This window comes from Pseudomonas sp. 382, assembly GCF_002759075.1.
GTDB classification, from domain to species: Bacteria; Pseudomonadota; Gammaproteobacteria; order Pseudomonadales; family Pseudomonadaceae; genus Aquipseudomonas; species Aquipseudomonas vlassakiae.
On the sequence record NZ_PEMX01000035.1, the window covers coordinates 42,085 to 54,118 of the forward strand.

14 protein-coding genes are annotated in these 12,034 nt (G+C 64.4%); 4 read left to right on the forward strand and 10 right to left on the reverse strand.

The window, feature by feature from the left end; all coding sequences use genetic code 11:
* Positions 1-71 precede the first annotated feature (71 nt).
* Complete coding sequence (locus CQW31_RS26125; RefSeq protein ID WP_099815761.1) at positions 72-992, reverse strand: iron-sulfur-binding ferredoxin reductase; 921 nt, start codon at positions 990-992, stop codon at positions 72-74.
* A gap of 250 nt (positions 993-1,242) precedes the next feature.
* On the opposite strand from CQW31_RS26125, the gene CQW31_RS26130 reads away from it, so the two are divergent.
* Positions 1,243-2,766, forward strand: a complete 1,524-nt coding sequence (locus tag CQW31_RS26130; RefSeq protein ID WP_099815762.1) for a fumarate hydratase — start codon at positions 1,243-1,245, stop codon at positions 2,764-2,766.
* A 119-nt stretch (positions 2,767-2,885) separates the two neighbouring features.
* On the opposite strand, the gene CQW31_RS26135 is transcribed toward CQW31_RS26130, so the two are convergent.
* Together CQW31_RS26135 and CQW31_RS26140 are read right to left on the reverse strand one after the other, a co-directional pair.
* On the reverse strand, positions 2,886-3,758 hold the full coding sequence (locus tag CQW31_RS26135; RefSeq protein WP_099815763.1) for a carbon-nitrogen hydrolase family protein: 873 nt from the start codon (positions 3,756-3,758) through the stop codon (positions 2,886-2,888).
* A complete protein-coding gene (locus CQW31_RS26140) occupies positions 3,755-4,345 on the reverse strand; it encodes a GNAT family N-acetyltransferase (RefSeq protein WP_054885071.1) in 591 nt (196 codons plus the stop codon). Before CQW31_RS26140 ends, CQW31_RS26135 begins: the two co-directional genes overlap by 4 nt.
* A 115-nt stretch (positions 4,346-4,460) precedes the next feature.
* On the opposite strand from CQW31_RS26140, the gene CQW31_RS26145 reads away from it, so the two are divergent.
* A complete protein-coding gene (locus CQW31_RS26145; RefSeq protein ID WP_054885072.1) occupies positions 4,461-4,859 on the forward strand; it encodes a nuclear transport factor 2 family protein in 399 nt (132 codons plus the stop codon).
* Here CQW31_RS26145 and CQW31_RS26150 read toward each other — a convergent pair.
* From CQW31_RS26150 to CQW31_RS26175, 6 genes are all read right to left on the reverse strand, one after another.
* On the reverse strand, positions 4,856-5,434 hold the full coding sequence (locus CQW31_RS26150) for a DJ-1/PfpI family protein (RefSeq protein ID WP_054885073.1): 579 nt from the start codon (positions 5,432-5,434) through the stop codon (positions 4,856-4,858). The two genes, CQW31_RS26145 and CQW31_RS26150, sit on opposite strands and share 4 nt — an antisense overlap.
* Before the next feature lie 50 nt (positions 5,435-5,484).
* On the reverse strand, positions 5,485-6,642 hold the full coding sequence (locus CQW31_RS26155) for a phosphatidylserine/phosphatidylglycerophosphate/cardiolipin synthase family protein (protein ID WP_054885074.1): 1,158 nt from the start codon (positions 6,640-6,642) through the stop codon (positions 5,485-5,487).
* 1 nt (position 6,643) lies between these two features.
* A complete protein-coding gene (locus CQW31_RS26160; RefSeq protein WP_099815764.1) occupies positions 6,644-7,225 on the reverse strand; it encodes a YceI family protein in 582 nt (193 codons plus the stop codon).
* Positions 7,226-7,269: 44 nt separating this feature from the next.
* Complete coding sequence (locus CQW31_RS26165; protein WP_054885076.1) at positions 7,270-7,566, reverse strand: hypothetical protein; 297 nt, start codon at positions 7,564-7,566, stop codon at positions 7,270-7,272.
* The gene (locus tag CQW31_RS26170) at positions 7,563-8,642 is read right to left on the reverse strand and encodes a serine hydrolase (RefSeq protein WP_099815765.1); all 1,080 of its coding nucleotides are present in this window, start codon (positions 8,640-8,642) and stop codon (positions 7,563-7,565) included. The genes CQW31_RS26165 and CQW31_RS26170 overlap by 4 nt, the downstream gene beginning before the upstream one ends.
* A 68-nt stretch (positions 8,643-8,710) precedes the next feature.
* Positions 8,711-9,598, reverse strand: a complete 888-nt coding sequence (locus CQW31_RS26175) for an acyl-CoA dehydrogenase (protein WP_099815766.1) — start codon at positions 9,596-9,598, stop codon at positions 8,711-8,713.
* Positions 9,599-9,745: 147 nt separating this feature from the next.
* Between CQW31_RS26175 and olsB the strand changes: the two genes are divergently transcribed.
* On the forward strand, positions 9,746-10,501 hold the full coding sequence (gene olsB / locus CQW31_RS26180) for an L-ornithine N(alpha)-acyltransferase (protein ID WP_054885079.1): 756 nt from the start codon (positions 9,746-9,748) through the stop codon (positions 10,499-10,501).
* Positions 10,501-11,289: a lysophospholipid acyltransferase family protein gene (locus CQW31_RS26185; protein ID WP_054885080.1), complete on the forward strand. Its 789-nt coding sequence runs from the start codon at positions 10,501-10,503 to the stop codon at positions 11,287-11,289. The genes olsB and CQW31_RS26185 overlap by 1 nt, the downstream gene beginning before the upstream one ends.
* A 110-nt stretch (positions 11,290-11,399) precedes the next feature.
* Here CQW31_RS26185 and CQW31_RS26190 read toward each other — a convergent pair.
* The coding region (locus CQW31_RS26190) for an IS3 family transposase (protein WP_143524246.1) at positions 11,400-12,034 on the reverse strand (635 nt) is incomplete at its 5' end.

Consider the following 12,034-nt stretch of genomic DNA (forward strand, 5'->3'; position numbering starts at 1 on the left):
TACAGGCGATTGCATTTCCCTGTAGGAGCGGCCTTGTGTCGCGAAAGGAGGGCAAAGCCCTCCCTGCTCATTCAGGCATGCTCGACGAACACATCGGCAAACACCTGCCCCCGCGGCACCCCGGCAATGAACAGCCGCCGGGCAAACCGCTCGACGCGTCCCGGCGCCCCGCACACCAGCGCCACTGTCTGCCGCGATGACGGCCGCAACCCCGCCAGCGCCTCCTCCATCTGTTCCGCCAGTACCAGCTCGACCGTCACCCCCTGCAGTTGCATCAGCGACTCAGCCATGTAGTGCCCAGCGTTGTCCCGCGCCACATGCATTACCCGGATATCCGCTTGATGCCCCTGGCGCAACGCTTCGCGCAAGATGCCCCATAACGGCGCCAGGCCAGTGCCCGCTGCCAGCAGCCAGAGCGGCCGCGCCTGCCAGTCCGGGTCGTAATGCAGCGCCCCGCCCCGCAACTCGCCCAGGCGCAACTCGTCGCCCACCTGCAACCCACGCGCCTTGTCGCAAAAGGCACCGGGATGCTGGCAATCGATATGAAACTCGAGGAAGTCATCCTCCCCCGGCAAGCTGGCAAGTGAGTAAGGCCTGGCAACAGCGCCATTCCACAACACCACATGCTGCCCCGCCTGATAACGCAGCGCCCGCTCCGGTCGCAGCCGCACGCGCAGCACATCGCCAGACCAGTCGACCGCGCACACCTGTGCCGGCACCCCGTCCTGCTGCGGGTCGAACACGGCCACCCGCAGGTCCTCTACCACCTGGCACTGGCAGGCCAGGCGCCAGCCCAGGGCATGTTTGTCGAGCGCCAGGGCCTCGGGCAAGGCGTCCGCCGGCTGCCCTTCCAGGCAATGCACCAGGCAGGCGTGGCAACTGCCGGCACGGCAGCTGTAGGGCACATTCAGCCCGGCACCGTTGAGGGCATCGAGCAGGTTGCTGCCGTTCGGCACCGCCCAGCGGCGCTCGCCCACGCAAAGTTCGGGCATGGTAAGTCTGTCTCCGTCGATCATCGAGTCACTGTATGCCAAGCGCGCATTGGCAGCAAAAAGGATGCCTGGCGCCTGCCGACCATGGTCCAGACCACGCGCAGGTGTTTCGCGCGGTGAGGCGCGCTATACTGCCGCGCCCTTTTGCGTCGGCCAGCCTGCCGGCGCGCCTTGCAAGGCGCTTCGACACGCTGGTCGGCACCGTCGAGCGTCTTTTTGAATGTTCCCGTCTTTAAGAGGAGCGCGCTGCATGACCGTGATCAAGCAAGACGACCTGATTCAGAGCGTCGCCGACGCCCTGCAATTCATTTCGTACTACCACCCCGTCGATTTCATCCAGGCGATGCACGAGGCCTACCTGCGTGAAGAGTCGCCTGCGGCACGCGATTCGATCGCCCAGATCCTGATCAACTCGCGCATGTGCGCCACTGGCCACCGCCCGATCTGCCAGGACACCGGTATCGTGACCGTGTTCATCCGCGTGGGCATGGACGTGCGCTGGGACGGCGCCACCATGAGCGTCGACGACATGATCAACGAAGGTGTGCGTCGCGCCTACAACCTGCCTGAAAACGTCCTGCGCGCTTCGATCCTGGCCGACCCGGCCGGTGCCCGCAAGAATACCAAGGACAACACCCCGGCCGTCATCCACTACTCCATCGTCCCTGGCGACAAGGTCGAAGTGGACGTTGCAGCCAAAGGCGGCGGCTCGGAGAACAAGTCGAAGATGGCCATGCTCAACCCGTCCGACTCGATCGTCGACTGGGTGCTGAAGACCGTTCCGACCATGGGCGCTGGCTGGTGCCCGCCTGGCATGCTCGGCATCGGCATCGGCGGTACCGCCGAGAAGGCTGCGGTCATGGCCAAGGAAGTGTTGATGGAGTCCATCGACATCCACGAACTGAAAGCCCGTGGCCCGCTAAACCGCCTCGAAGAGATCCGCCTGGAGCTGTTCGAGAAGGTCAACCAGCTGGGCATCGGCGCCCAGGGCCTGGGCGGCCTGACCACGGTGCTCGACGTCAAGATCATGGACTACCCGACTCACGCCGCCTCGCTGCCGGTGTGCATGATCCCGAACTGCGCCGCCACCCGTCACGCCCACTTCGTGCTCGACGGCAACGGCCCGGCCGAGCTGGAAGCGCCGTCGCTGGACGCCTATCCGGAAATCGTCTGGGAAGCCGGCCCAAGCGCCCGTCGCGTCAACCTCGACGACATCACCCCGGAAGAAGTCGCCAGCTGGAAACCGGGCGAGACCATCCTGCTCAACGGCAAGATGCTCACCGGTCGCGATGCGGCCCACAAGCGCATGGTCGAGATGCTCAACCGCGGTGAACAACTGCCGGTAGACCTCAAGGGCCGCTTCATCTACTACGTCGGCCCGGTCGATCCAGTCGGTGACGAAGTGGTAGGCCCAGCCGGCCCGACCACCGCGACCCGCATGGACAAGTTCACCCGCCAGATCCTTGAGCAGACCGGCCTGCTGGGCATGATCGGCAAGTCCGAGCGTGGCCCGACCGCGATCGAAGCGATCAAGGACAACAAGGCCGTGTACCTGATGGCCGTCGGCGGCGCCGCCTACCTGGTGGCCCAGGCGATTCGCAAGTCGAAGGTCCTGGCCTTCGCCGAACTGGGCATGGAAGCGATCTACGAGTTCGAGGTCAAGGACATGCCGGTGACCGTCGCCGTCGACAGCAACGGTGAGTCGGTGCACATCACTGGCCCTGCCCTGTGGCAGAGCAAGATTGCCCAGAGCCTGGCAGTCGAAGTGAAGTAAACCTGCTGTAACGGCGGCGCCTGCTTCGCGGGCACGCCCGCTCCCACAAGTACGGCTCAAGCCTGAAGGCTACGCTGTATCTGTGGAGCGGGCGTGCCCGCGAACAGGCGCCGCCGCTCTCACAGAAGCCTCTCGAACTGTTCCGGCCAGTCCCTGCGGGTAAACACTTGCCCCTCCCGCCTCACCCGCCGCACTTCCTCAAGATCCACCTCACACACCAGCCACTGGCTGCTCACCGGGCTCATCGCCCCACTCAGCGCAACCACCCCGTCCCCCGGCATCCCATGATCCGGCGGAACGAACAGCCCAGCCCGGCCGATGTTCTCATCCAGTGCCGGCGACCAGGGCGCCACCCCTACCGTCGGGCTTTGCAACACGGCTACCTGGTTTTCCAATGCCCGTGCCTGTGCGCCAATGCGCACCCGGTGGTAACCCGCCTCGGTGTCGGTACAGCTCGGCGCCAGGATCAGGTCGGCACCACCTTCGGCGAGGCGCCGCGCCAGCATCGGGAACTCGTTGTCGTAACAGATCAGGATGCCCAGGCGCCCAAGATCAGTGTCGAACACCTGCAGCCCCTCTCCGGCAGCAATGCCCCACTGCTCCCGCTCGAAGCGGGTCATCATCAGCTTGTCCTGATAACCGAGTTTGCCCTTTGGGCCGAACAGCCAGGCCCGATTACGGTACTGCCCATCCAGGTCGAGCACCGGCAGGCTGCCCGGCTGCAGGTAGATGCCCCAGCGCCGGGCAATCCCTTCGCACAGCGCCAGCCACGGCTCGATGAGCGGCTGGATGCCGGCGATCGAAGCCTTGAGGTCACCCCGCTGCTCGGCCGGCAACTGGCCGCTAAGCACCAGCCCGGCGTATTCCGGCAACAGCAGCAACCTGGCGCCCGCTTCCACCGCCTCGGCGCACAAGGCCTGCAGATGGTCGGCATAGGCATCCCAGGTTTCATGCAACTCGATGGCGTACTGGCAAGCTGCGAGACGAATCAAATCGGCAGCTCCTTGGTCCAAAACGACAGGATCTTTTCCGAGCTTTCCTGCTCGTCCAGGTCGCGCCAGGCATAGCGGGTGCGCAGGGAAGGGTCGTGCAGGAAGCCACGATTGCGCCAGAACCCATGCAGCGGCTTGTAATCCGCAGGCCGGCGCGGGTGTCCTCCCGGTCGCTCGACGGCACAGAACGCGCAGAAGTCGAACTCGGCCAGCTTGTGGGCATAGGATTCGCGCTCGATGAAAAAGCGCACGCCCAGGCCGCGGCCACGGTACTCGGGCAGCACCAGTGACTCGCCGAAGTAGTAGACGCTGGCCGGGTCGCGCCCCAGCGCCAGGAACGGCTGCTGGAACTCCGGGGCTACGTCCACCAGCGGCAGGGCGGTCGAGGCGCCAATGACCTGGCCGGCATCCAGGGCCAGCACCACCAGGCTGCGCCCGGAACGGGCATAGCTGGCCAGGTAGTCGGCCTCGTACTCCGGGGTACCGTCGTACAGGTAGGGAAACTCGCGAAACACGGTCAGGCGCAGGCGAGCGAGGTCATCGATGTAAGGCGCGATAGCGGCGCCGTGCAACAGGCGTATTTCCATGCTTGGCGGTCGTTTTGTCGATGTGGATGACGCGCTCGGCTAAGCCGGGCTTGAGGGGAAACCCTATCATCCGAGCCAACGCACCGCCTTTTCCCTACACGACAGGTATTGTTCCATGACCGCTACCGAACTGGTAAATGCTTACTACGCCGCCTTCAATGCTGGCGACATGCCGGCCTTCCTGGCACTGCTCAGCGAAGACGTGATCCACGACATCAACCAGGGCGAGCGGCAGATGGGCAAAGCCAGATTCGCTGCGTTCATGGACAAGATGAACCGCTGCTACCGCGAGCGCCTGGCCGACATCGTGGTGATGCAGAACGCCGACGGCAGCCGGGCGGCTGCGGAATTCACCGTGCATGGCCAATACCTGGCCGACGACGAAGGGCTGCCGGCAGCCAATGGCCAGACCTACGTGCTGCCGGCGGGGGCCTTCTTCTACATTCACTGCGGCAAGATTGCCCGGGTGACCAATTACTACAACCTCAACGACTGGGTCGAGCAAGTCGGTTAAGCGATCCGGGTACCCAGTACCTTGAGGAAAGCGGCCAGCCATGCCGGGTGCGCCGGCCACGCCGGCGCGGTCACCAGGTTGCCATCGACGTGCGCCTGGTCCACCGCGATATCGATGAACGTGCCACCGGCCAGGCGTACTTCCGGCGCACAGGCCGGATAGGCACTGCACTCGCGCCCTTCCAGCACACCCGCCGCCGCCAGCAACTGCGCGCCATGGCACACTGCGGCAATCGGCTTGCCCGCCTGGTCGAACGCCCGAACCAGTTCCAGCACCTTCTCGTCCAGGCGCAGGTATTCCGGCGCACGGCCACCCGGGATCAGCAACGCGTCGTAACCCTCGGCCCGCACCCGCACGAAATCATAGTTGAGGGCAAAATTGTGCCCGGGCTTTTCGCTGTAGGTCTGCTCGCCTTCGAAATCATGAATCGCCGTGCGCACGGTCTGCCCTGCGACCTTCTCCGGGCACACCGCATGCACCGTGTGTCCGACCATGCTCAGGGCCTGGAACGGCACCATGGCCTCGTAGTCTTCGACATAGTCGCCCACCAGCATGAGAATCTTCTTCGCCGTCATCGCACCCACTCCTTCGATTGCCTTGGACAGTCACTGCACGATAGCCGCTCTCAGTCGCGCCGGTCGAGCAAGTTGACCACCAGCCGGTCCAGCCAGCCCCATACGCGCTGCTTCACCCGTCGCCACAGCGGGCGGGCATGCCAGTGGTGAAGGTCGACAACCTCGCTCAAGGCGAAATCACGCTCGAAGCTGGCCTGCACGGCAGCCGTCAACGGCGGGTCCAAGGCCTCGATGTTGGCCTCCAGGTTGAAGCGCAGGTTCCAGTGGTCGAAATTGCACGAGCCAATACTGACCCAGTCGTCGATCAACACCATCTTCAGGTGCAGGAAGCACGGCTGGTATTCGTAGATGCGCACCCCGGCGCGCAATAAGCGGGGGTAATAGCGATGCCCGGCATAACGCACAGAAGGGTGGTCGGTGCGCGGCCCGGTCAGCAGCAGCCGCACATCGACGCCTTTGCTGGCGGCGCGGCGCAACGACCGGCGCACGCTCCAGGTCGGCAGGAAATAGGGCGTGGCCAGCCACACCCGCTGTTTGCCACTGTTGATCGCCCGCACCAGCGAATGCAGGATGTCCTGGTGCTGACGGGCGTCGGCATAGGCCACGCGGCCCATGCCTTGGCCCTGCACCGGCACCCTTGGCAGGCGCGGCAGGCCAAAGCCTTCAGCCGGGCGCCAGGCGGTGCGGCGGTTGTTGGCTTGCCACTGGCGATCGAACAGCAACTGCCAGTCGCTCACCACTGGCCCTTGCATCTGCACCATCACTTCGTGCCAGGCGCTGGCCGGCTCCCCTGGCGTCCAGAACTCATCGGTGACGCCCGTGCCGCCCACCACCGCCCATCGTTCGTCCACCAGCAAGAGCTTGCGATGGTCGCGATACAGGTTGCGAAATCCCCGCTTCCAGCGCAGGCGGTTGTAGCAGCGCAAGTACACCCCGGCTTCCACCAGGCGCTGGCGCAACGCTGCGGTAAAGGCCAGCGAGCCGTAGTCATCGAACAGGCAACGCACGCGTACGCCACGCAAAGCCACCTGCTCCAGCGCCTCTACCACAGCCTCGGCACATGCACCCGCCTCGACCAGATACAGTTCGAGGTCGACCTGGAACTCGGCGCGCATGATCGCCTGGAGCATGCGCGGAAAGAACTCGGGGCCGTCGATCAGCAGTTCGAACTGATTGCCACCCCGCCATGGGAAGACCGGCCCCGACATGTCAGCGGGCGTTGAAGATCAGTACCGCATTGACCGGTACCGACGGGTTGATGGATTTCAGCTTGGCGAACGTGCGCAGGCTTTCCAGCCCCGGCAGCAGGCCGAAGTCCGAGGCCCGCAACACCAGCGGTTCGAGGGTCACCACCTGAAAGCGCCGCTCATCCAGGCGAGTGGCCAGCAACAGCGCGTTATAACTGTGCGACTGGCCATGCAGGGTGACCGTCAGCGGCAGGCGCAGCTCGATTTGTGCGCCATCGGCCAGGTCGTTGATCGGCCGCAGGTCGATCTGCGCCTTCACGTTCGCCTCGGCGAAGCGCTGCACCTCGAACAGGTTGTCGCGCATCTGCTCGTCACGCAGCGGGATGCCACTGCTCACCGAGTCCATCTCGATACGCAGCGCTGCCGCACCTTTGCGGTCGACGCTGCCGTGCAAGACCAGGAAGCGATGCACCTCGGCAGTGTCCCCGTTCTTGCCGGTGACGAACGACAGGCGTGAGGACTCGCCATCGAGGTGCCAGTTGGCGTGGGCGGGCAGGCACAAAGCCAGCAGCAGGGCAGGCAGGATACGGGGCAGCTTGAACATGGCAGGTCTCGTGAAACTTGACCGCCAACCTTACCCGCCCGTCCTCATGGCAGCAAGCGGCAGCCCGCCTGCGCGCCCTGCCAGACCGCCTGGTTGCGCTGGCCAAGGCCTTCGGCGCGGACACGCCGCTGTGGGCCGTCTTCCTCCAGCCGGCTCAGTGGCAACCATTGCTTCACATAACCCCGGCAATAGGCTTCGTCGAAGCCCATCACGAAGCGGCACGAGCAGTACTCCTTGGCCGAATAGGCCGAGAGGATGCCCGGGAAGTCCGCCAATGCCTGGCGCTCCAGCCATGCCCAGCCAAGCAAGGCGACGATCATCAGCAACAGCACGCGCTTCATGCGCCCTCCCTGGTCAGTGCTGCGAGCACCCGCTTGAGCAGTTCGTTATGGCGGTAGCTGCCGTCGCGGTCATCGGCATAGCGCACGATCACCAGCTTCTGCGACGGCACGATATACAACGCCTGGCCCCAGTGGCCGAGCGCCGCATAGGTATCGGTCGGGGCGTCGGGCCACGGTGTCGGGCTTCCTGCCAGTGGCAGGTTGAGCCACCAGTGGCCGCCCGGGGTGGGTTCACCGGCTACTGCGGCGGCCTGGGTGAACGCTGTGCGGTTGAACGCAACCCAGCTTGCTGGCAACAGCGGGTGCCCTTGCCAGCGACCATCGCGTTGCATCAACAAACCGATGCGCGCCAGGTCGCGGGCACTGAGGTAGAGGTAGGAAGAGCCGACGAACGTGCCCTCGCCATCACGCTCCCACACCGCGCTGTCGATGCCCAGCGGGGTGAACAGCGCATGCCAGGGGTAGTCGGCATAGGTACTGGCATCGAGCATGCCGCGCAGTGCGGCAGCCAGCACATTGCTGTCGCCGCTGGAGTAGAGAAAGCGCTGGCCAGGCTTTTCGGCACTGGCGCGGGCAGCGGCATAAGCCGCCATGTCGTCGCGCCCGCGGGTATAGAGCATGGCCACCACCGAAGACTTCAGCGGTGCGTACTCGTAGTCTTCCTGCCAGTCCAGGCCACTGGCCCAGTGCAGCAGGTCGGCCAGTTGCACATCAGGGTGGGCCTGCATCGGCGGGTAGAAGCGTGCGGCCGGGTCCTGCAGCTGGAAGCGGCCTTCACCCTGGGCCACGCCGAGCACGGTGGCCAGCACGCTCTTGCTGACCGACCAGGTCAGGTGCGCGGTATCGGCGGTGGTGGGGGCGTTGTAGCGTTCGTGGAGGATGCGACCGTCACGGATGATCAACAAGGCGTCGGTGCGGATGCCGCTGCGCTCGCTGGCGTTGCGCTCCGGAAAAGCGTAGGCATCGACGGCTTGCCAGTCGAGGGCAGTGTCGTCGACTGGCCAGTCCGGTTCCGGCCAGACCTCGGCCCAGGCGGGGCACACAGCCAATGCAAGACTCAGAAGCAGTGCTTTCATCGTTATCGCCCAAGTGTGGGCTGCGAAGCGGCCCCAGGATCCAAAAGGTCCCCCAGTTTTTCAGGCTTTCATGACAGCCCTGCTGCCAACCAGGCCTTGGCCAGGCGCTTTTCCCGCGCCGCAGTGGCCAATGCAAGCACCCCCTGATCGCGCTGCCAAAGTTGCGCCCACTGCTCCGGCCCTGCCAGCAGCGCCTTGTCGATTGCCCCGCGCAGCTCCTGAAACTGCGAAAACAATCCCCCCAGCAGCAGGTGGCAGCCGACGCTGTCAGCGCACTGTCGGCTACCCTCGGCACATGCCGCCAACAGCCCCAGTAGACGCAGGCGCAGCTCCTGCGGCCAACCACACTCCTGCCCTACCCCGTAAAGCCAGGCGGTCAGCGCCGCGAGCACGTACAAGTCTTCCAGCGAGCGGAACGGTTTGACGTAAGCGTCCCAGCCATCGCCAGCCAGCAGCTCGCACGCCGCGTCCTGCAAGTGCAGGCGACCATGTTCTACTTCGGGCATCAGCGGCAGGGTCGGCAATGCGTCCAGCGTAACCCCGGCCTCCCCCGGGTAGACCACCGCCAGACTCAGCCGCGGCGCTTCACCCAGCGCTTCGCTGCGTGCGGCCACCAGCAGCCACTCGGCATCCAGGCCGGCGGTGACGAAATCCTTGGCGCCATTGAGGCGCAAACCGACCAGCCGGGTATGCATGTCTGCCGGGCGCACGCTGCGCCGCTCGGTGGCGCACAGCGCACCCAGGCTGGCCGGTGCGCTGGGCCAGAGCACGCGCAAGGCAGCTTGGTAACCGATGAGGAACGCCAGGCCTGGCGTGGCCATGGCGCGGCCGCCCAGCACCGCCAGTTCGAACGGGGCTACCGCGCCAAGGCGTTCGAGCTGCGCGGCATAGGCCTCGCCCAAAGTGCCGGAAAGGGGCTGGCGGAGGGGGTCGTTGAGTCGTTGCAACCAAGCCATCGGACGCTCCTTCACGGGGGCTGTCGGGGTGTGTCATGCAAGCATCACCAAAGGTTCACAGGGGTGACACCGCGCCTACCTAGGCTGACTTTGCACAACAAAGCCGACCGGCCGCAACCTTTCATGGCTGGCTTATGGAGACTCGTAATGACTCGGATCGCTCACTCTGGCGACAACAGCACTGAACGCCGTCTGCAAGCCGAACGCCTGGTCGGCGCTGCGGCCCTGCAGGAAGCCCAGGCCCTGCGCTACAAGGTGTTCAGCGCGGAGTTCAAGGCCAAGCTCAAAGGCGCCGAACTGGGCCTGGACATGGATGACTACGACGTACATTGCCGCCACATCGGCGTGCGCGACCTGAGCACTGGCGAGTTGGTGGCCACCACGCGCCTGCTCGACCACCAGGCAGCCAGCAGCCTGGGGCGCTTCTACAGCGAAGAAGAATTCAGCCTGCATGGCCTGCTGCAACTGCAGGGCCCGATTCTCGAACTCGGCCGCACCTGCGTCGCCGCCAACTACCGCAACGGCGGCACCATTGCCGTGCTTTGGGGTGAGCTGGCGGAGGTGCTCAACGAGGGGCGCTACAGCTACCTGATGGGCTGCGCCAGCATCCCCATGCAGGACGGCGGCATGCAAGCCCACGCGGTCATGCAGCGCCTGCGCGAGCGCTACCTGTGCACCGAGCACCTGCGTGCCGTGCCGAAGAACCCGCTGCCCAGCCTGGCCCTGCCGAACAACGTGATCGCTGAAATGCCGCCACTGCTCAAGGCCTACATGCGCCTGGGCGCAAAAATTTGCGGCGAGCCGTGCTGGGACGAGGATTTCCAGGTCGCCGACGTGTTCATCCTGCTCAAGCGCGACGACCTCTGCCCGCGCTACGCCCGCCACTTCAAGGCAGCGGTCTGATGCCTGGCCTGCGGGTAGTCGCCCGCCTCTGGCGGCTGCTGCTGGTATTGTCGCTGGGCATGCTCATGGCCGGTGTCATTGCCGGGGGCGAACGCTTGGGCATCAAGGCTTCGATCGAGCTTCGCCAGCGCTGGTCCTGCTGGTTCATGAAACGCCTGGTCGCCGCCTTGCCCTTCGAGGTACGGGTAATCGGTGAGCTGCCAAAACAGCCGATGTTGTGGGTCAGCAACCACGTTTCCTGGACCGACATTCCCCTGCTCGGCATGCTGCTGCCGCTGTCGTTCCTGTCCAAGGCCGAAGTGCGTCACTGGCCGGTGGCCGGCTGGCTGGCGGAAAAGGCCGGCACGCTGTTCATCCGCCGCGGTGGCGGCGATGGCCAACGCCTGCGCGAACAGATCAGCGAGCAACTGGGCCAGGCACGGCCACTGCTGATCTTTCCCGAAGGCACCACCACCGACGGGCGCCAGTTGCGCACCTTCCACGGTCGTCTGCTGGCCGGGGCCATCGACCAGGGCGTGGCAGTGCAGCCGGTGGCCATCCAGTACTTGCGCAATGGCGAGGCGGACCCGATTGCGCCATTCATTGGCGACGATGACCTGGTTTCACACCTGATGCGCTTGTTTGCCGAGCCACGGAGTGAGGTGTGCATTCACCTGTTGAAGCCGATTGGCAGCGTCGAGAAGGAACGTGCGGCGCTGGCATTTCAGGCGCAACAGGCGATTCACATGGCGTTGTTCGGGGCTGAGGAAGTGGCGGTGATGCCTCGGCGTCAGGCACGCGCTGCTTGATTCATGGATTGCCTGCACTGGCCTCTTCGCGGCTAAAGCCGCTCCCACAGGTACATCACATTTTTCGAGCCTGTAGTGATCCTGGACTGCCCCCTAAAAGTTGGACAGTTCTATGCTGCAGCCTGAGCCCTGTACTCAACAGGGCTCAGGCCATTGAGCTTCAGTTTGATGCGGTCATGGTTGTAGTAGCGGATGTACTCGTCCAGGCCCGCTTTCAACTCATCGACACTCTCAAAGCGCTTCAGGTAGAAAAATTCAGATTTGAGCGTACCGAAGAAGCTTTCCATGGCCGCGTTGTCCAGGCAATTGCCCTTGCGCGACATGCTCTGTTTCACGCCTCGCCCACGGAGCTTGTGACGATACTGAGCCTGCTGGTAATGCCATCCCTGATCTGAATGCAGCACAAGCTTCGGCTTCTCTCCCAAGCAGTCGAGGGCCTTGTCGAGCATGTTCCCAACCAGGCTGTAGCAAGGACGTTTGGCCGTTTCGTACGCCACGATTTCACCGTTGTACAAATCCATCACCGGCGAGAGATAGAGCTTCTGTTGCGCCACCTTGAATTCAGTCACGTCGGTCACCCACTTCTGATTAGGCCGTTGGGCAACAAAATTTCGCTCCAGCAAATTCGCCGCCACCTTGCCGACAACACCACGATAGGAACGGTATTTCTTAGGCCGTACCACTGACTTCAACCCTTGCTCAGCCATCAGTCGTTCAACGACCTTCTTGTTCACCAGCTTGTCCT